The sequence below is a fragment of the Rhizobium gallicum bv. gallicum R602sp genome (assembly GCF_000816845.1).
Lineage (GTDB): Bacteria > Pseudomonadota > Alphaproteobacteria > Rhizobiales > Rhizobiaceae > Rhizobium > Rhizobium gallicum.
The window spans coordinates 449,166-468,379 of the sequence record NZ_CP006880.1 but is presented as its reverse complement, the minus strand read 5'-3'; the positions used below and the strand labels follow the sequence as shown (position 1 = coordinate 468,379).

Sequence of the window (19,214 nt, the reverse complement as noted above, 5' to 3'; positions counted from 1 at the left end):
GTCTCTCAGGGGTTAGCGATGTCATGATAGGCCGCGACGGCGGCGTCGGCGAATTGCGGGTCGTTGATATGGAGCGGCAAGCGGACGATGCGCCGCGCCGCCGTCGGTTTCACGGACGCCGCCAGCGCGGCAAAGAGCGCGGCGTCAGCTTGCGGGTCGAAGAATGCACCGCCTTCAATGTCGAGGGCCGAGACGCCCTTCTCGGGGATGAGGAAGCGTACGGGGCCGTGGCAGAGATTGAGCTTCTCGCCGATCCAGCGTCCGATCTGCGCACATTCGGCGGGCGTCGTGCGCATCAGCGTGACGTTCGGGTTGTGGCGGTAGAAGAGCCGGTCGGCATAGTGCCCCGGCACCGTCTCCGGCGCCCAGAAATTTACCATGTCCAGCGCGCCGACGGAGCCGACATAGGGCAAGCCTGTGCGAGCGATCGCGCCGAAACGGTCCGGGGTGGCAGGCAGGACGCCGCCGAAAAGAAGGTCGCAGACCTCGGTGGTCGTGATGTCGAGCACACCGGAGACGAGCCCGCTGTCGGCAAGCTTCTCCATCGTGCGTCCGCCCGTGCCGGTGGCGTGGAAGACCAGACAATCGTAGTCCGCCCTGAGGCGCTCGACGATGGCGGTGACTGCAGGTGTCGTTACCCCGAACATGGTAAGCCCGAGGGCCGGTTTGAATGCCGTCATCTCAGCGGGCCGGCTGGCCATGGCCGTGATCGCCTGGGCCGCATTGTGCAGGATGACCCGGCTAAGCCGGTTCAGGCCCGCCATGTCGGTGACCGACGGCATCATCACGATGTCGGAAACATCGACATAGGGAGCGACATCGCCGGACGCGAGCGTCGAGACCATGATCTTTGGCAGGCCGAGCCGCAATTGGCGCATGCCTGCGGTGACGATCGAGGTGCCACCGCCTCCGCCGATACCGATGACCCCGGCAATGTCCGGGCGCTCGGCGAGGAAGCGCGAGAAGGCAATGCCCATCGCCTCGACCGCCCTGCCGCGGTCGTCGCAGGCAAGGACGGCTCCAACACCCTGCGGATGGAAGGCCGCAACCGTCCCGGCATTTATATCGACGGCGGTCGCAGGCTCGCGCGTGCCGACATCGACGCGCACGACACTGCCGCCTGCCGTCTCGACGCAAGCGGCCAGATAGGCAAGCTCCTCGCCCTTCGTGTCGGCGGTTCCGACCACGTAGATGTGCTTCATTTCTCCTCCCCGACCGGGTGGCTTCCCACCCCGCCATATCCCACTTTTACAGCCACTCCATCGGCTCTTGCAAATTTTTGAGACGCGAGTATCATAAAGACATGCATGTCTCACGTCAACAGAACGAAACCGCCAAAACCGTCGAGCGAGGCCCGCGTGCCCGCACGCGGAAACTAATGCTCGAAACGGCAACGCGGCTTATGCAATCGGGCATTACTCCGTCGGTAAGCGAAGTCGCCGAGGCTGCCGAAGTGTCGCGCGCAACGGCCTACCGTTACTTTCCAAGCCAGGCTGCGCTGGTGTATGCGGTGGTTGACGAGGCTTTGGGGCCCATACTCGACTGGTCGTCCGACAGTCTTGACGCGCGCACCCGCGTTGCCGACCTGCTGGCGACCGCGATGCCGCGCATTGACGAGTTCGAGGCCACCTTCAAGGCGGCGTTGAAGCTTTCGCTGGACCAGTGGGCGCAGCGCCAGGCCGGCACGCTCGGTAACGAGCCGCTGTTCACGCGCGGCCACCGCGTCGATCTCCTGAAGAGCGCAACCAGGCCGCTGCAAGGCACCGTGCCGCCCGAGGCCCGGGAGCGCCTTGCACAGGCGCTCTCCCTCGTATTCGGCGTCGAGGTGCTGATCGTGTTAAAGGATATCTGGGGGCTTACCTTCGAAAGCGCACAGTCTGTTGCCGCATGGGCGGCCAAGGCGCTCGTTGAAGCTGCGCTACGGGAGGCGGGAGGCGAGGCATGACATTGATCAACCTCCGACGTAAAATGAAAACTGGTTCGACCAGTTCAGTTAGTATCCTTTTATATCGTTGTCCGGATCGGCCACGATCAATCAGAATGCCCGATAAGACCACATCAAGAAATGAGAGATTATCGGTGCGATCTAGAGACTTTGAAGGCGATCCGGAGGCGGAAGCTCCGCCGAAAGTTGCTCTTGACGCTAGTTCTATTTGGTACTACCAGATGAAAAACCAGCATTGAGACTGGAGATCTGAAACGGGCAAGGGTCGGGGAGGCCCGCCAGAGCGACAAACACCCATGAGGATCGAAAAAGTCGGATCGGAAGACCTGCAACGAAGCGGGAAGCGTGCATAAATGGGAGGATACGTTATGCGCAAAACTATGACCGGTCTGTTGGCCGGTATCGGCTTGATGTGGGCCTGCGGAACATCCGCGCAAGCCCAAGAACTGACGATCTTCTGGGCCGAGTGGGACCCGGCAAACTACCTTCAGGAGCTTGTGAACGAATACGAGAAGGAGACCGGCGTGAAGGTCACTGTCGAGACCACGCCGTGGGCCGACTTCCAGACCAAGGCCTTCACCGAGTTTAACGCCAAGGGCTCAGCCTACGACATGGTCGTCGGCGACAGCCAGTGGATCGGCGCTGCGTCCGAAGCCGGGCACTATGTCGATCTCACCGACTTCTTCAATAAGCACAAGCTCAACGAAGTCATGGCGCCGGCAACGGTGAAATACTACGCCGAGTATCCCTCGAACTCGAAAAAATACTGGTCGATCCCGGCCGAAGGCGACGCCGTCGGTTGGTCCTACCGGAAGGACTGGTTCGAAGATCCTAAGGAGATGGAAGCATTCAAGGCGAAGTACGGCTACGACCTCGCTCCGCCTAAGGACTGGAAGCAGCTTCGCGACATCGCGGAATTCTTTCACCGTCCGGACGAGAAGCGCTACGGCATCGCGATCTACACCGACAACTCCTATGACGGCCTTGTCATGGGCGTCGAGAACGCGATCTTCTCCTTCGGCGGCGAGCTTGGCGATTATGCCACCTATAAGGTCGACGGCATCATCAATTCGGAGAAGAACGTAAAGGCGCTGGAGCTCTACCGCGAGCTTTACGGCTTCACGCCTCCCGGCTGGGCGAAGAGTTTCTTCGTTGAGAACAACCAGGCAATCACCGAGAACCTGGCGGCGATGAGCATGAACTACTTCGCCTTCTTCCCGGCGCTGGTGAACGAGGCCTCTAACCCGAACGCCAAAGTGACCGGTTTCTTCGCCAACCCGGCCGGCCCGGACGGCCACCAGTACGCTGCGCTCGGCGGCCAAGGCATCTCGATCGTCTCCTATTCCGAAAACAAGGAAGAGGCGATGAAATTCCTGGAATGGTTCGTCAAGGACGAGACCCAGAAGCGCTGGGCCGAGCTCGGCGGCTACACGGCAAGCGCCAAGGTGCTTGAATCGCCGGAATTCCAGAATGCGACGCCCTATAATAAGGCCTTCTACGAGACCATGTTCAAGGTGAAGGACTTTTGGGCGACGCCTGAATATGCCGAACTGCTGATCCAGATGAACCAGCGCATTTATCCCTTCGTCACCGCCGGCCAAGGCACGGCGAAGGAAGCGCTCGACTCTCTGGCAGCGGACTGGAAAGCTACCTTCGATAAATACGGACGCAACAAGTAGCGAGCGCGCCCGCGGAGGGGCCTTTGCCCCTCCCCTTTTCATTCTGCATCTCCGCGCCGAAGGGCGCGGTTCGAGCGGGCGCGGCACCCGACATTAACTTCGCGCACCGTGATGCTCGTTCCGGCATCCGGCGCCGAACTCTCGGAGGAGGAGAGTATTGGCCACCGCAGTCATTACATCGCTGGACACGAAATCACGTGCCGCATCCCACGGCATGAGCGACATCCGGATCCGCAATCTCTTCATCATTCCGACGATCCTGTTCCTGATCGTCTTCAACATCTTTCCGCTGATCTATTCGCTAGGCTATTCCTTTACCGACTTCCGTGCCTCGTCGAACGCGCCGGCCAATTTCGTCGGCCTGCAGAACTACCGCGAGCTGCTCAACGATACCTTCATCTGGTCGAACTTCGCCATCACCGCGAAGTATGTGATCGTCTCTGTGACGGGGCAGGTGATCGTCGGCTTCGGCACCGCGATGCTGCTCAACCGCGACATTCCGTTCAAGGGCCTGCTGACCACGCTGCTGCTCCTGCCGATGATGCTGTCGATGGCGGTGGTCGGCCTGTTCTGGAAGCTGCTCTACGACCCGTCCTTTGGTATCATCAACCACGCGCTCGGCTTCGGCCGTTTCGAATGGCTGTCGAACCCCGACATGGCGCTCTACGCCGTGGCGATCACCGACATCTGGATGTGGTCGCCCTTCGTGATGCTGCTTTCGCTCGCCGGCCTTTCTGCCGTGCCGAAGCATCTCTACGAGGCGGCGGCGATTGACCGGGCGGGACCGTTCTACACGTTCTTCCGAATCACGCTGCCCCTCGTCGCCCCCATCCTGATGATCGCAATCATCTTCCGCACGATGGAGGCCTTCAAGACCTTCGACCTCGCCTACATCCTCACAAGCCAGCCGACGACCGAGGTGATCTCTATCCGGCTCTACAAGATGGCCTTCCAGGAATGGCAGACGGGGCGGTCCTGCGCGCTCGCCTACATCGTGCTCATCATGGTGCTCGCCATCACCAACATCTACGTCAAGTACCTCAACAAGGTGAAGGAGCGCTAAGATGGCTGCCGTCCAAACCCGCTCCGAACGCGCGTTGAACCGGGTGGCGATCGCCGCCGTATTGGTCATCACGCTGATCTTCCTGGCGCCGATCTACTGGATCACCTCGACGGCCTTCAAGCCGCGCAACCTCGCCACCACCATTCCGCCGACCGTGCTCTTCGAGCCGGAAATCTCGCCCTTCGTCAAGCTCTTCACCAAGCGCTCGCAACTGCGCGGTGCGCCGACTCCTGAAGAATATGCCGCCGCCCCCTGGTGGGAGCGCATGGTGTTCGACGGGGGTGAGAAGATCGTGCGCTCCGGCCGCGGCGAAATCCAGCCGTCCGGCTATCCGAACCGCTTCATGAACTCGCTGATCGTCGCCATCACGTCCACGGTGCTGGCCGTCGGCATGGGCACCTTCACGGCCTACGGCTTCTCGCGCTTCAAGGTGAAGGGAGAAGCGGACCTTCTCTTCTTTATCCTGTCGACTCGCATGCTGCCGCCCGTCGTGGTCGCCATCCCTATGTTCCTTATGTACCGGGCCGTCGGCCTCAACGACACGCACTGGGGCCTCATCATACTCTACACTGCCTTCAACCTCTCCTTCTCCGTCTGGCTCATGAAGGGCTTCATCGACGAGATCCCGAAGGAATATGAGGAGGCGGCACTCGTCGACGGCTACACCCGCATCCAGGCCTTCTTCAAGATCGTGATCCCGGAAGCCGCGACAGGCATCGCCGCCACCGCCGTCTTCTGCTTCATCACAGCCTGGAACGAATATGCATTCGCGCTCATCATGACGAACCGGCGCGCGCAGACCGCGCCGCCCTTCATCCCGAGCCAGGTCGGCTCGGGCCTGCCGGACTGGACGGTGATTGCGGCCGGCACATTCCTGTTCCTGCTGCCGGTCGCCATCTTCACCTTCCTGCTCAGGAACCATCTCCTGCGCGGCATGAGCTTCGGAGCGATCCGCAAATGACCTTCCGCGCCCTGAACCAGAAATATCTCGAACCCGGTTCGCAGTACCTGATGATCTTCGGCATCATCGCGCTCTGCCAACCCTGGAACCTGTTTCTCCACCGCTACGGCATGACGATGACGCTCGTCGGACTGATCGCCTTCATGGTGACGACCAAAATCCCGCGGGACGACCAACGAGACGAAGGCAGCCATTCATGACGCAGATCGAACTTCGCGGCATCCAGAAATATTTTGGTGCCGTCCAGGTCATCAAGAACTTCAATCTCGCCATCGCCGACAACGAATTCATCGTGCTGCTCGGACAATCCGGCTGCGGCAAGACGACGACCTTGCGCGCCATTGCGGGCCTGGAGACCGTCGACGAAGGCGACATCCTGATCGACGGTCAGCCGGTACAGCACATGAAGGCGTCGGATCGGGACATCGCCATGGTGTTTCAGTCCTTCTCACTCTATCCGCACATGACGGTGTACGAAAACATCGCCTTTCCGCTGCGCGCGACGCGCATGAGCAAGGGCGACATCGACACGGCGGTGCGCGAGATCGCGCGCGTGCTGCGCATCACGGAGTTTCTCGGCCGTAAGCCCTCGGCGCTTTCGGGCGGCGACATGCAACGCGTGGCGATCGGCCGGGCGCTCGTGCGCCGGCCAAAGGCCATGCTAATGGACGAGCCGATCGGCGCGCTTGACGCAAAACTGCGCGAGGAGATGCGCGCCGAAATCAAGCGCCTGCATATCAAGCAGGGTTCCACCACCATCTACGTGACCCACGATCAGGTCGAGGCCATGTCGCTCGCCGACCGTATCGTCATCATGCACGAGGGCATTCTCCAGCAGGTCGGAAGCCCGTCCGAGGTCTATGCCTTTCCGGCGAACATGTTCGTCGCGCAATTCGTCGGCAGTCCCGTCATGAACATGGCGCCGGCGACCGTCAGCGAAACGGCCGGCCATGCCATCGTGCAGGTCAGCGGTGGGGCAAAGGGATTCGAGTTCCCCGCCGCCCTTGCCAACCGCCTCTCGGACGCGAAGGCCGAGAACGGCAAGCTGACGCTCGGCGTCCGGCCAGAGGGGGTACTCATCTCGCGCGAGGCCCGCGAGGGCTTCATGCAAGTCGAGGCGCATATCATCGAACCGCTCGGCTCGCACGACATCGTCGACCTGAAGGTCGGCGACCAGATGATCAGGGCCCGCACCAAGAGCGGGTTCGTGCCCGGTCCGGGCGAAGCCGTCTGGGCGCGGATCGACCCGGACCAGGCGCATTTCTTCAACACGGCGACCGGCTCGTCGCTCGGGATCAGACTCTGATGGCGCATATCGAACTCAAGGGTATCACCAAGACCTTCGGCAACCACGCGGCGCTGAAAAACCTGAATATCGAGATCGCCGACGGCGAGTTCTTCGTGCTGCTCGGCCAGACCGGCGCCGGCAAGACGACGACGCTGCGCCTGATCGCCGCTCTGGAAAAGCCGACGGCAGGGCAGATCCTCATCGACGGGCAGGACGTCGCCGACTGGGGTGCGGCCGAGCGCGACGTGGCCCTGGTGCTCCAGCAGTATTCGCTCTATCCGCGCTATACGGTGCGGGAGAACCTGGAATTTCCACTGAAATCTCGCATCCGCCGGGTCGAACCTGCGGAGATCAAGGAACGCGTCGCCCGGGTTGCAAAAACCCTGCGCATCGAGCACCTACTCGACCGCAAGACGGACCGGCTGTCGGGCGGCGAGATGCAGCGCGTCTCGATCGGCCGAGCCATCGTGCGCAAGCCGCGCGTCTTCCTGATGGACGAACCGCTTTCGGCGCTCGACGCCAAACTGCGCGAGGCGCTGCGCACCGAGCTGAAAAACCTGCAGATGAACCTGGGCGCGACCTTCCTGTTCGTCACACACGACCAGATCGAGGCCATGTCGATGGGCGACAAGATCGGCGTGTTGAACAACGGCCATCTCGTGCAGACGGGCACGCCACAGGAAATCTACAACAACCCGGTCAACACCTTCGTCGCCCGCGCGGTCGGCTCGCCGCCGATGAACCTGATCGGCGGCATGCTTGAAGGCGGCGAGGCCGTGGCCACCGAGGGCTACCGGCTGCCGCTCGGCAACGGGTACGGGATTGCGACGGACGGTCGCCCGCTCACCTTCGGCATCCGCCCCGAGGACCTCTTCATCGACAGCGGTGCGCCGGGGCAAGCACGGGTGCACGACGTGGAGAACCATGGCGTCGAAAAGATCGTGACGCTGCGAACCGGCAACGGGGAGCTGTTGCAGGCAACCGTGCCGGCCCGCACCGAGCTGGAGATCGACGAGTCCGTGCGCTTCTCTTGGAATCCTGAAAAGGTCGTGCTTTTCGACGGCAACAGCGGTATGAGCCTGCGGTACACGAGCTGACCTGGTCGATCCGAAAGACGCCTGCGTCCCGCGTGGCACCGCGGGGGTCGCTAGCGTTTCGGATTGTCGAGGGGGCTTAGAGCTATGCCGGAAAGCGCCGGCGATAGTGTTCGACCACCTCGGGATTGCGCAGATTGACTGGCAGTTCGCCGTTCATGATGCGCATGGCTTCGCTGGCAGCGCCCATTCCCATACGCATCATACTCTCTTCCGTTAGACCAGCGAGATGCGGGGTGACGACGACATTGTCGAAGCCGAAATAGGGATGGTCGAGCGGGAGTGGCTGCGTTGCGAAGACGTCGAGCGCGGCTCCGCCGATGCGGCCATCGTGCAGCGCCTGGATCAGCGCCGCGTCATCGATCACCGGGCCGCGCGAGACGTTGACCAGAATGGCATCGGGCTTCATGCGGCCGATGCGCTCGGCATTGAGCAGGCCGGTCGTCTCGGGCGTCAGGGGGCAGCAGAGCACGACGACGTCGGCCGTCGCGACGAGGTCGTCGACCGGCAGGTAGCGCGCACCATGTGGCACGCTTTCAGGCGACCGGCTCGTGGCGACCACCTCCAGGCCAAAACCGAACTTCGCGATCCGGAAGATCGCCTTGCCGACATTGCCCATGCCGACGATGCCTATGGTGCGGCCGCCGAGGTCCACAGCCCCGTCCGACTGGCTGCGCCCCGCCGCCCAGCCCTTCTGCCGCAGATCCCGGTCCATCAGGCGGAAGCGCCGAAGCAGGGCCATCGTCACGAGGAAGACGTGCTCGGCGACCGTCGGCGCATTGACGGCCGGCACATTGGCGACGAGCACGCCCGCAAGGGTCGCCGCATCCATCGGCACCATATCGAGCCCGGCGCCGTGGCGGATCGCAGCGCGAAGCGCCGGCGCATCCCGAAAGAAGGCTGGCGGGATCGGCGCGCGCACGACGATGATCCCCGCGCCCTGCCCTTCTCGAAGCAACGTTTCGGGATCGGCGGCGGACGCGACGCGCAGATCGCTCGCAGCCTTGAGCATGGCCTCGGCCGCTGGATGCAGGGGATGCGTGGAAAAGATGAAGCTCATCGGCCTCCCAGCCAGTTACTCTATCCGGCGAGCGTCTCTGGTCCGCCGATGAGACCCTTCCAGTAGCTTTCCGCACCCTGAAGATGCGCGTTCATCAGCGCCTGGGCAAGATTGCCGTCGCGAGCAACAAGCGCCTCGTAGATGCGGATATGTTCCTCATGCGAGCGCCGGCTGCGGGCGATGTCGCCGAAATAGATCGGCAGGCGCTGCTCGCCCATCACATAGTAGACACTGCACACGCGATAGAAGACGCTATTCTTGGTCGCGCGGACGATCTCCAGATGGAAATCCCGGTCCTCGCGCGCCAGCCCCTCGCCAGCGGCAAGCTTAGCCTCGGACGCGGCGAGGATATCGCGCAGGCGCTGGTAATTCTCTTCCGTCGCCCGCAGGCAGGCGAGTTCCGCTGCCTTGATCTCATGGATCTTGCGAAGCTCCACGGTCTCGTAGATCAGGATCGGATCGAGCGGCACGCCGGCGCGGGCAAAGAGTGCCATGGCCTCGACGCTCGCCTCCGTGGTCGTCAGGTAGATGCCGGACTTGGCACGGCGCTCGACGATGCGCATAGCCTCCAGGATCGCCAGCGCCTCGCGAATCTGGCCGCGGCTGACGCCGAAATGCTCCGCAAGCTCCCGCTCTGAGGGCGTGCGGCCGATTTCGCTCGAATTTGCGAAAAGATATCCTGCGAGATCGGACAGTAGGGAGTTTTCTTTCATCGTCACTATCTTTGCGCGTGAGCTTCCAGGACCCGCTGATTGATCGTGAAGCCCAGGCCGGGTTTATCAGGAATCTCTATCATGCCGTCCTTCACCGACACAGTGTCCTCGACGAGATCATGGATCATCGGATTCGCGCCGAGCGAATACTCGATGACGAAGCTTGCCGGGGAAGCCGCGCACAGGTGCAGGCCCGAGAAAAAACAAGGCGCACCGGCCCACAGATGCGGTGCGAAACGCAGGTTGAAGGCGCTGGCGAGTGAACTGATGCGCATCGCCTCCGTGATGCCGCCGCAGAAGGCCGGATCGGGCTGAAATATATCGGCGGCCCGCAGCACCGCAAGATCGCGGAAGGCAAAACGGGTCGCCTCGCTCTCGCCCGCGGCGATCGGCACATTGCCCGCCGCGCGCACCTCCGCCATCCCCGGCTTGTCGTCGGCTATCACCGGTTCCTCGAACCAGGCGAGATCGCAATCCGCCACCATCTGGGTGAATCGCTTCGCCTCGGCGACCGTATAGGTGCCGTGCGCATCGACCATCAGGTCAATGTCGCGGCCGATCGCCTTGCGAGCCGCCCTCACCCGCGACGCCGAGACATGCGGCGCACGGTCCATAGCGCCGATGCGCATTTTGACCGACTTGAAGCCGCCGGCCGCGATATAGGAGAGGAGCTGTTCGCCGATCCGGTCTGCGCTCTCCCAACCACCCGAAGCATAGGCAGGCAACCTGTCCGCCTTGCGGCCACCCAGCAGCTTCCAGACGGGGACTCCGAGAGACTTGCCGAGAACGTCCCACAGCGCGATGTCGATCGCGCTGATCGCCGCGACGGATAGACCGCGCCGCGCGATCTCCGGCATGGCGTGGCCCGAAATCGCCGCCATCTCGTGGCGTACGCCGTTGTAGAGCATCTCCCATATGGCGGAGATGTCGGCAGGGTCACGGCCGATGAGCTTCGGCCCCACCTCGTGGTTCAGCATATGCACAAGCGTGCCATAGGTGCCTGCGCTGCCGGCGGCATTCTTGCCCTCTCCCCAGCCGACAATGCCGTCATTCGTCTCTATACGCACGATTGCGGCGTCAAAGGACGTCAGACGGCCGAAGTCGCTAAGGTGTTGGCGGCTTGCCTCGATGGGAATCTTCACCCACCAGGCCTCTACGGATTTGATACGCATGTGTCGGATCCCCCGCCCTCACGACCTCGCTGGCCGCGAGATCATATGCCTTCCCGTTCCTCACTTGATCAGCGGCAGGATCGTCTCGGCCGTGATCCGCATCTGATCGTCGTAGAACTTCTCGGTAAGAAGGCTCGAGCCGTGGTCCTGGATGAACTTCAATTGCTCCGGCGGGATATCGACGGGGCTGCGCTCCACCATGTCCGGGTACTTGGCTGCCGGCGTGCGATCGACGGGAGCGACGAACTCGTTCGTCACCGCGCCCTCATAACCGATTTCCTTCAGCGTGCCGATGATCTTCGGCCAGTCGAGCTGGCCGAGGCCGGCCGCGAAGCGATTGTTGTCGGCGACGTGGAAATCGAAGAGGCGCTTCCCGGCCAGCCGGATCGCGTCGTACATGTCCTCCTCCTCGATGTTGAGATGGAAGGCATCGAGGCAGACGCCGCATTCCGGGCTCACCGCATCGGCCAGCGCCAGCGCCTGAGCGGCGCGGTTGAAGAGATAGGTCTCGAAGCGGTTGAGCGGCTCGATCGCCAGCCGCACTCCCTTCTTCTGCGCGTGGGTGAAGCACTCGCGGGTGGCGTCGACCACCCACGTCCACTCCTCCTCTTCGGTCGCGTCCGGTACTACCTTGCCGACAGTCGCCGGCACAAGCGTGACGATCTCGCCCTCGAGTTCGCCGACCATGGTGATGACGCTCTTGACGTAATCCACCGACTTGGCGCGCTGGCCCTCGTCCTTGGCGGCAAGGTTGCGCTCGCCCAGCGTCAGCGTGACGGCGCCCCAGCAGCGGATGCCGTGTTCCTTGAGCAGCGCGCGCGTTTCCTTCACATCGTACTGTGTCGGCTCACCCGATATTTCGATGCTCTCATAGCCGTATTTCTTGATGCGCTTCAGCGTGACAGCGAGCGGTTCCGCCCGCATCCAGTTGTGTGTTGAAAGATGCATGAGGTCCTCCCGGGCTGTTGCGGCGCGCTTAACCGCCGAGGGCGGCAATGCTCACCTTCTCGTCCGCCAGCTCCGCATTCGGTAATCTGGTTCGGCCAATTATCGCTGATTGCAAGATCTAGCGCAATTTCCCACCCTCTGCAAGACGGAACGAGAAACGAGGATCTATCTTATTATACCGACATTTAATGTTGAAGTCTGGATTTTTCGCTGATCGCGCGGACGCGCGATGCCCAGAATTGGCTTGACCGGATATCCAATTTTGGTATGACCAGATTGCGAGAGTGACAGCAACAAGCGCAGGGCCGAAAGGCCCGGAGGGAGGAGACATGAAGATCGGCATGTGCATGTTCCTGTGGACGACGAGTGTCGGCCGGAAGCACGAGGGACTGTTGCGCGACATCAAGGACACCGGGTTTGATGGCGTCGAGATTCCGATCTTTTCGGGGACGCCCGACGACTACCGTCGGCTGGGGGCCCTACTCGACCGGATCGGCCTCGAACGGACCGCCGTTTCCGCCATGGGAGACCCCTCAATGAACCTGATCGCGTCCGACGCCGCCACCCGCCGACGCGGCATCGACCATATGAAATGGGCAATCGACTGCGGCGATGCGCTTGGCGCCAAAGTGCTGAGCGGGCCGCTGCATTCGACGCTCGGCCATTTTTCCGGCAGCGGGCCGAGCGCGGCGGAACTCAAGCGCTCGGTCTCCTCGCAACGCGCGATCGGCGATCATGCGGCAAAGCGCGGGGTCACGATCGGGCTCGAGGCGCTGAACCGCTTTGAGTGTTACCTATTCAACACGATGGACGCCCTTGCGGCCCATGTCGACGCGGTCGGGCATCCAAATATCCGCGCTATGTACGACACGTTCCACAGCAATATCGAGGAGGCCGATGCCATCGGTGCCTTCACGCGAAACAGGGACCGCATCGTCCATGTCCACATTTCGGAAAACGACCGCGGCGTACCGGGGCGCGGCCACATTCCCTGGGCGGAGACGTTCAAGGCGCTACGCGCGAGCGGCTACGACGGCTGGCTGACAATCGAAGCCTTCGGCCGGGCGCTCAAGGACCTTGCCGCCGCGACGAAGGTCTGGCGCGATTTTTCCGAGACACCGGAAGCGGTCTATCGCGAAGGCCACCGCCATATCCGCGATGGATGGCACGCGGCGGCATGAACGCGGTGCCACCAGTCGATCAGTCCGAGTTTCCATCTGGGCGCGGCTCCACGGCAGCGTCATTCCACGTTTACGGGTTGACCTTCGGAGCCGAACCCGCCTTCAAGCTATGACGGAATCCACCAGGAGGGCCAACGCCGTTGCGGCGACCCTCCCGATTGGCGCTCTTTACTTGAAGTCCGACATGTTTTCGAGAGTAACGAGAGCCGCGCCCGAGTCGATGAGCGAAGGGACATCTTCCCCGGATATGGCGCGGACCAGCGCGTCTACACCCAGTTCGGCCATCTTCGCGGGGAACTGGGCAACGGTGGCGTCTTCGACCCCGGCAGTCAACGCTTCTTCTTCGCCGCAACAAAAATCAAAGCCGACTAGGACGACTTTGTCAGGGGCGATGCCGGCATTCTTGATGGCACGCGCAGCGCCGGCGGCCGGAGGGCCGCAGGCTGCATAGATCGCTTTGAGGTCAGGATTGGCCGTCAGCAAATCTTCAGCCACCGAAATGCCGAGTTCCTCGGTGCAGTTGGTGCCGCTGCGGCCAACGACTTCTACGGTGAGACCGCCCAGGCCCTCCAGCATACCCTTGACACGGTCATCGAGCGCCGGAACGCCCGGAACTCCCTCCAGGATGCCGAGCGTGTCGCCGGCGGAAAGCACCGACTTCAGATACTGCCCGGCGATCTTGCCGGCATTGTAGTTATCGGTGGTCGCCAGCGCCGCGGCTTTGTCCCAGCCAGGGATGGAGTTGTCCATCAGGACCACTTTCACGCCGCTGGCGATGGCCTTGTCGAGGGCAGACGCTACAGTCGGGTCCACGGGGGTGATGGCAATGCCTTGGACACCCTGGGTGGACATGGATTCGATGAGGGCGATCTGCCCTTCGACGTCGGTGGCCGAAGCGCCCTGGCCATAGATGATTTCAACACCTGGATTGGCCGCAGCATAGGCCTTGGCGGCATTTTCCATCGTGGCAAAGAACGGCACTGGAAACTTGGTGATGAAGCCCAGTTTCACGTCTGCCGCGATTGCCGGGAAGGCGTTGAAGCCCCAAAGCGCCAGCCAGCCCAATAGTTGCATAAATTTCATGATAGTCCTCCCGTTTGATGAATGCCTGTTAGAGGCCGCTCCCGCTGCCGGAGGCCCGGCAGATGAACCCTCCTCATTCGGCCCCGACGATCATCGCCACCAGATCCTGCTGGTTTGACCGATTGGGCTTTTCGATTTCGCCGACCTTGTGCCCCTGCCGCAGCACCACTGCGCGGTCGGCCAATTCAACGACATGTTCCATATTGTGGGTGATCAGGATCACCGCATTCCCCTCGTCCCTGAGCTGGGCGATGAGGTTGAGAACTTTTCGGCTTTCGCGCAGTCCAAGTGCAGCCGTCGGCTCATCAAGGATGACAACCTTTCGCGCAAACACAGCCGCGCGGGCGACGGCGATGGCCTGCCGCTGCCCGCCCGACATCAGCGCCACCTGAGCGTCGAATCCGGGCAGCTTGACTTTAAGCCGGTCGATGACGGCTGCAGCTTCACTGTCCATCTGCCGGGTAGCAAGGAATCGCGCGCAACGTGGAAGCCATCGCGGAAACGACAGCTCCCGTCCACAGTAAAAATTTTCAGCCGGCGTCAGATTGTCGAAAAGCGCCAGATCCTGATAGACCGTTTCTATCCCGGCACTGCGCGCGGCGGCAGGATTATGGATCAAGACTTTGTCGCCATCAATCAGGATGTCGCCTTCGTCGAGCTCATGCACCCCACTGACGCATTTGATCAGGGTGGACTTGCCTGCGCCGTTGTCTCCCAGCAAGGCAAGCACTTCCCCACGATAGGCCATGAGGCCGATACCCTTTAGAGCATGGACCGCACCGAAACGCTTATGCGCGCTACGCACTTCCAGAACGGGTTTCGTCATCCCTGCGTTCCCGCCTGTTTGACCCGCATGCGGGCTTCGAGATGATTGCGCAGCACGTCCGACTCGACGGCCATTACGATGATCACTCCGATGGCAATGAGCTGGAAATAAAGGTTGACGTTGAGCAGGTTCAGGGCGTTGCGGATGACGCCGATCATCACCGCTCCCACCAGCGCATGTCCAAGATGCCCGCGGCCGCCGAGAAAACTGGCGCCGCCGATGATCACGGCCGCGATGGTGTCAAGTTCGAGCAGGTTGCCGTAGAGTGGCGAACCCGCCTCGGTGCGTCCGGAGAGAAGGATGGCACCAACACCGCAACACAGACCCGATATCAGGTAGGTGGAGACTATGACCTGATTGACCGGAATGCCCATGCGCCGAGCGGCGTCCGGCTGGCCGCCGACCGCGTAGATCCACCGGCCCCAAACCATATAGCGGGCGATTACAAACATAAGCGCTGCCACAGCTAGGACCACGAAGAACGAGTTCGGAACCGCAAAGCTGGTCCCTCCGCCGATGACGGTGATCGTCGCAGGCATTCCGCGCATGGTTGTGTGACCTATCGACAGCTCAAGCGCTAAACCGCGGGCGATGGAGAGCGTAGCCAGCGTGATGATGAACGGATGGGGCAGGCGGCCGTAGACATAGACCAGCCCGTTCACCGCGCCCACTGCGGCCCCCGCCAGCAGCATAGTAGCCATGACCACGAACGCAGTGTCGGTGACCCGGTACATCAGCGCTCCAAGAACCGTCGCCAGCGCCAGGTTGGCGCCCACCGACAAATCTATACCGCGGGTCAAAATGACGAGGTGCTGGCCAAGCGCAACAACGGCGATCACCGCGATTTGCGCCAGAATGTTGGAGATATTGCGGGGCGTGAAGAAGTTGGGGACGCTGAAGGTGAGGATAACAACAAGCGCGATAAGGATGATAACCGGCCCGGCGCTTAAGAACGTGAGTGCGACAGACAGTCCGGCCGCATGCCCTTTTTCAGCACCTTTTCGCATATCCGGGCTTCCCCCACGGAATCTGGCGTCCACCTGGCCCTCCTTCACATGACTTCTGCGGCCACGTTTGCTAATATCAGCAACGTATATTATCAAAGTCAATTGATTTATTACGTATAATATAACCAAGGGGACGGACGCAGGGGCCGGGCCGCCGTCCTTTCAGAACTAAGCCGTTGAATTTTTCACGACTGCATGGCAGATGTTTATTTCTACGAGGAAATTATCGACTTATGTCCAAATCTAAGAGGCAAGTGAGCTTGGGGCGGCCCACCATGATGGATGTAGCTGCAGCGGCGGGCGTCTCCCAGGCCACCGTCTCACTGGTTCTCAGCGGAACGAAAGGTGCGCGACTTGCCGAAAGCACGCGCGGTCGCGTGCTGGAAGCTGCCCAGGCGCTTGGATATCGTTTTGTGCGCCGCGGCACCAAGACAGCCCCAGGTGGGCAGTCCACCATAGTTTTCGTCGCCGATGAAACATCAACGGATCCCTGGATGTCGCTGGCCTTCGAGGGCGCTCGGGATAAGGCCCTTGAATACGGCATCAATGTGCTGATGGCAGTCAGCCATGGCGATGCCGATGTTGAGGCCAACATTATCGCAGGCCTGGGCAAATTGCCGATTCTTGGCCTGATCTACGGTACGATCCTGACCAGGCTCGTGCAGATTCCTGCAGCCCTCGCCGACCGCCGTATCGTCCTGGTAAACTGCTATGACGAACATCGCGAGCATCACTCCGTTTTGCCTGGTGATCTTCTGGGGGGCCGCACGGCGACCGAACACCTCCTGCTGTCAGGTCGTCGGCGCATCGGCTTCATCAATGGTCAACAGGGAGTAGACGCCGCGCGTGACCGCCTCAAGGGCTATAAACAGGCGTTGGCCAGCAACGACATCGTCTTCGATCCGGCTTTGGTGCGTCCGGGCAATTGGGAGCCATCTGCAGGTTACGAAATGACGCTGGAACTGATGGCGCTGGAAAATCCACCTGATGCCATCTTCTGCGCGAACGACATGATGGCAGTCGGATGTTTCGACGCGCTCAAGCAATTGGGCGCCAAAATACCGGACGATGTCGCCGTTATTGGCTTTGACGATCGCGATATAGCGCAGTACACGCACCCTCCCCTATCGACCCTCGTTCTGCCGCTCTATGAAATGGGGCGAACGGCTACAGAACTGCTTATCGATGCGGCTGGCGGCCTGCACACCACTCCCAGCCGCATAAAGGTTGAGTGTGAGCTAATTGCACGCGAATCCACCGCCAGCCGGCGCGTCGACAATGTCGAAGCCACCGTGGCGGCGCAGTGATCGTTTGAATACAGAACTCGATTGCAGCCCGCTGAGCATCCAGCGGCTTGTGAAACTCAGTCCTTGGCACCTGGAATGAAGATCTCACGCGAGGTCGGTGCGAATTTCCGCGATGACTTTGCGAGGGTGGCCTTCGGCACCTTTGTCCCCACAGATCGACGACTTTTCCCGGCGCGATCGAAACAATGCGTCGGTCAGGGCGTGGATTGCCTCAAGCGCTTGCTCACTTCCTCAAAGTCTCAGCGCGCTCATAGTCGACCGTTTCGGCTCGTCATCGGATTTGAATCGACGTGGAGCGCGCTTCCCGCCGTGCGGCGACCGGCGCCTCGTTGCATTTGCCTCTGGCCCTAAGAGGGACGCATCTTGGTTAAATTCCTGCTTGACGGTTTCATCAAATAAGTGCTGTTATTAGCATTAATATGATCAGGGCCGAAAACTATACTGATCAATAATATTGGTTCGAGTTGCCTTCGGTTCGTACATTACTGTGTATGCCGCGACGGGAGGATCAGGGCGGTAGACAGTTCTGGCGAGTGCCTCGACAGAATGTCCTGGTCGAGCCGGATGATCGAAATGGAACTGCCTTAAGGTACGCAAATCGGATAGCTGCCGCGGCCATTGGCGAGGGGCTAGACACTCCGTCCCTGGAATGGCGTTTCGGTGCCATAACGGCCTCGACCGCCTAGGAGGGCTGAGGGAGCTGTGCCTCTATTCGAGAGTGGGCATTGGACGGAGGGAAGCGAGTTGAAACTCCTGGTGACCGGAATAATGGGAAAGGTGGGAGCGAATCTCCTGCCCGAATTTCTGGCCAACGAAAAATTTTCCGGATGGTCCCTGCGCGCGCTCTGCAACAACCGCGTCATTGACCATCCAGCGGTCGAGATCGTGCGGGGGTCACTGTCGGACCAGCACGCAGTCCGTGCCGCCCTGGATGGCGTGACCCATGTGTTGCATATGGCCGCGGTCAAGGAATCGCCCGATCTGGCGATCGACGTGGGCGTCAAGGGCATCTTCAACCTGCTCGAGGCTTTCCGTACTTCGAAGACGGCAAAGCAGTTCCTCCTGATCGGCGGCGATTGCTCGGTGGGCCACATTTTCCATCCGTACGATGCCCCTATTACCGAAAATTCCCCGCGCCGCGCCTATCCCGGCTGTTACGCACTCACCAAGGTTATCGAGGAAATCATGCTCGAGCAGTACCGCATTCAATACGGCATCAATGCCTGTAGCCTTCGAGCGCCCTGGATCATGGAGAAGGATGATTTCCGGCATGCGTTGAGCTTCCGAGATCAGTTCGGCGGACCGGCGTGGGGTGAATTCCTGACGATAGAGGAAATCGCCCGGCATGCCGGTACTGGCGCCGTCCCATTGCTTCGCGATGCGAAGGGGGCTGCGCTCAAACGCAATTTCATCCATGTCAGCGATCTTGTCAGCGCCATTCTCCTGGCCTTGGACAATCCGGTCGCCAATGGCGGACTGTTCAATGTCGCTATGGATGTCCCCGTGGATTATGCCACCGTCGCGGCCCAACTGAGCGCCTCGCACGGTCTGCCGGTTGTAGAGATTTCGACGCCCTATCATAGCAACTGGCTCGACAATACCAAGGCACGCATGGTGCTCGGTTGGCGTTCGGCCGTCGACCTCAAGCTCCTTATCCAGCGCGCCTGGGCCTATGCCCGAGCGCCCGATGACCCGCGTCTTGTCTGGTATCCGGGATAGGACACACGCGGCAAGCAATATCCGACGCTGGCTCCGGGGATGATCCGAATGCGACCGTCCGGGCCCACGAAAGCAAAGGATATGTGCCGCCCTCAGGCAATGGATTGCCTCGGGGCATTCAGTAACGCCGAGGAGTATGGCCGTGACCATGCTCTTAGAATGGGAGGA

At 61.3% G+C, this 19,214-nt stretch carries 18 protein-coding genes; 10 read left to right on the top strand and 8 right to left on the bottom strand.

Annotated features, from left to right (window positions below; translation table 11 throughout):
* Nucleotides 1-5 precede the first annotated feature (5 nt).
* On the bottom strand, nt 6-1,202 hold the full coding sequence (locus RGR602_RS25500; RefSeq protein ID WP_040114823.1) for a Tm-1-like ATP-binding domain-containing protein: 1,197 nt from the start codon (nt 1,200-1,202) through the stop codon (nt 6-8).
* Between the two features lie 101 nt (nt 1,203-1,303).
* Here RGR602_RS25500 and RGR602_RS25495 point away from each other — a divergent pair, with 101 nt between their 5' ends.
* The 7 genes from RGR602_RS25495 (at nt 1,304) to RGR602_RS25465 (ending at nt 8,033) form a co-directional block, all read left to right on the top strand.
* Nucleotides 1,304-1,945, top strand: coding sequence for a TetR/AcrR family transcriptional regulator (locus tag RGR602_RS25495; protein ID WP_040114822.1), 642 nt, complete (start codon nt 1,304-1,306; stop codon nt 1,943-1,945).
* Between the two features lie 368 nt (nt 1,946-2,313).
* Nucleotides 2,314-3,624, top strand: a complete 1,311-nt coding sequence (locus RGR602_RS25490; RefSeq protein WP_040114821.1) for an ABC transporter substrate-binding protein — start codon at nt 2,314-2,316, stop codon at nt 3,622-3,624.
* Nucleotides 3,625-3,781: 157 nt separating this feature from the next.
* Nucleotides 3,782-4,687, top strand: coding sequence for a carbohydrate ABC transporter permease (locus RGR602_RS25485; protein ID WP_040114820.1), 906 nt, complete (start codon nt 3,782-3,784; stop codon nt 4,685-4,687).
* A gap of 1 nt (nt 4,688) precedes the next feature.
* Nucleotides 4,689-5,648: a carbohydrate ABC transporter permease gene (locus tag RGR602_RS25480; RefSeq protein WP_040114819.1), complete on the top strand. Its 960-nt coding sequence runs from the start codon at nt 4,689-4,691 to the stop codon at nt 5,646-5,648.
* Nucleotides 5,645-5,848, top strand: a complete 204-nt coding sequence (locus tag RGR602_RS25475; RefSeq protein WP_040114818.1) for a hypothetical protein — start codon at nt 5,645-5,647, stop codon at nt 5,846-5,848. The genes RGR602_RS25480 and RGR602_RS25475 overlap by 4 nt, the downstream gene beginning before the upstream one ends.
* The gene (locus tag RGR602_RS25470; RefSeq protein WP_040114817.1) at nt 5,845-6,954 is read left to right on the top strand and encodes an ABC transporter ATP-binding protein; all 1,110 of its coding nucleotides are present in this window, start codon (nt 5,845-5,847) and stop codon (nt 6,952-6,954) included. Before RGR602_RS25475 ends, RGR602_RS25470 begins: the two co-directional genes overlap by 4 nt.
* On the top strand, nt 6,954-8,033 hold the full coding sequence (locus RGR602_RS25465; RefSeq protein WP_040114816.1) for an ABC transporter ATP-binding protein: 1,080 nt from the start codon (nt 6,954-6,956) through the stop codon (nt 8,031-8,033). Before RGR602_RS25470 ends, RGR602_RS25465 begins: the two co-directional genes overlap by 1 nt.
* Nucleotides 8,034-8,115: 82 nt before the next feature.
* Here the strand turns inward: RGR602_RS25465 and RGR602_RS25460 are convergent, their stop codons facing one another.
* The 4 genes from RGR602_RS25460 to RGR602_RS25445 are packed head-to-tail and all read right to left on the bottom strand — an operon-like array spanning nt 8,116 to nt 11,923.
* Nucleotides 8,116-9,090 (bottom strand): 2-hydroxyacid dehydrogenase, encoded by a 975-nt coding sequence (locus RGR602_RS25460; protein WP_040114815.1) that lies wholly within the window; start codon nt 9,088-9,090, stop codon nt 8,116-8,118.
* A 20-nt stretch (nt 9,091-9,110) separates the two neighbouring features.
* Nucleotides 9,111-9,803, bottom strand: coding sequence for a FadR/GntR family transcriptional regulator (locus RGR602_RS25455; protein ID WP_133941906.1), 693 nt, complete (start codon nt 9,801-9,803; stop codon nt 9,111-9,113).
* Between the two features lie 5 nt (nt 9,804-9,808).
* Complete coding sequence (locus tag RGR602_RS25450) at nt 9,809-10,975, bottom strand: mandelate racemase/muconate lactonizing enzyme family protein (RefSeq protein ID WP_040114813.1); 1,167 nt, start codon at nt 10,973-10,975, stop codon at nt 9,809-9,811.
* 60 nt (nt 10,976-11,035) lie between these two features.
* Nucleotides 11,036-11,923 carry a sugar phosphate isomerase/epimerase family protein gene (locus tag RGR602_RS25445; protein ID WP_040114812.1) on the bottom strand — a complete coding sequence of 296 codons (888 nt, stop codon included), beginning with the start codon at nt 11,921-11,923 and terminating at the stop codon, nt 11,036-11,038.
* A gap of 329 nt (nt 11,924-12,252) precedes the next feature.
* Between RGR602_RS25445 and RGR602_RS25440 the strand changes: the two genes are divergently transcribed.
* A complete protein-coding gene (locus tag RGR602_RS25440) occupies nt 12,253-13,104 on the top strand; it encodes a sugar phosphate isomerase/epimerase family protein (protein WP_040114811.1) in 852 nt (283 codons plus the stop codon).
* 168 nt (nt 13,105-13,272) lie between these two features.
* On the opposite strand, the gene RGR602_RS25435 is transcribed toward RGR602_RS25440, so the two are convergent.
* The 3 genes from RGR602_RS25435 to RGR602_RS25425 all read right to left on the bottom strand — a co-directional run bounded on the left by RGR602_RS25435 (nt 13,273) and on the right by RGR602_RS25425 (nt 15,945).
* On the bottom strand, nt 13,273-14,187 hold the full coding sequence (locus tag RGR602_RS25435) for a sugar ABC transporter substrate-binding protein (protein ID WP_040114810.1): 915 nt from the start codon (nt 14,185-14,187) through the stop codon (nt 13,273-13,275).
* A gap of 73 nt (nt 14,188-14,260) precedes the next feature.
* Nucleotides 14,261-15,013 (bottom strand): ATP-binding cassette domain-containing protein, encoded by a 753-nt coding sequence (locus tag RGR602_RS25430; protein ID WP_040114809.1) that lies wholly within the window; start codon nt 15,011-15,013, stop codon nt 14,261-14,263.
* On the bottom strand, nt 15,010-15,945 hold the full coding sequence (locus tag RGR602_RS25425) for an ABC transporter permease subunit (protein ID WP_040116476.1): 936 nt from the start codon (nt 15,943-15,945) through the stop codon (nt 15,010-15,012). The genes RGR602_RS25430 and RGR602_RS25425 overlap by 4 nt, the downstream gene beginning before the upstream one ends.
* Before the next feature lie 350 nt (nt 15,946-16,295).
* Between RGR602_RS25425 and RGR602_RS25420 the strand changes: the two genes are divergently transcribed.
* Both RGR602_RS25420 and RGR602_RS25415 read left to right on the top strand, forming a co-directional pair.
* Nucleotides 16,296-17,327, top strand: a complete 1,032-nt coding sequence (locus RGR602_RS25420; RefSeq protein WP_052451758.1) for a LacI family DNA-binding transcriptional regulator — start codon at nt 16,296-16,298, stop codon at nt 17,325-17,327.
* A gap of 744 nt (nt 17,328-18,071) precedes the next feature.
* Nucleotides 18,072-19,046 (top strand): NAD-dependent epimerase/dehydratase family protein, encoded by a 975-nt coding sequence (locus RGR602_RS25415; protein ID WP_040114807.1) that lies wholly within the window; start codon nt 18,072-18,074, stop codon nt 19,044-19,046.
* Nucleotides 19,047-19,214 lie beyond the last annotated feature (168 nt).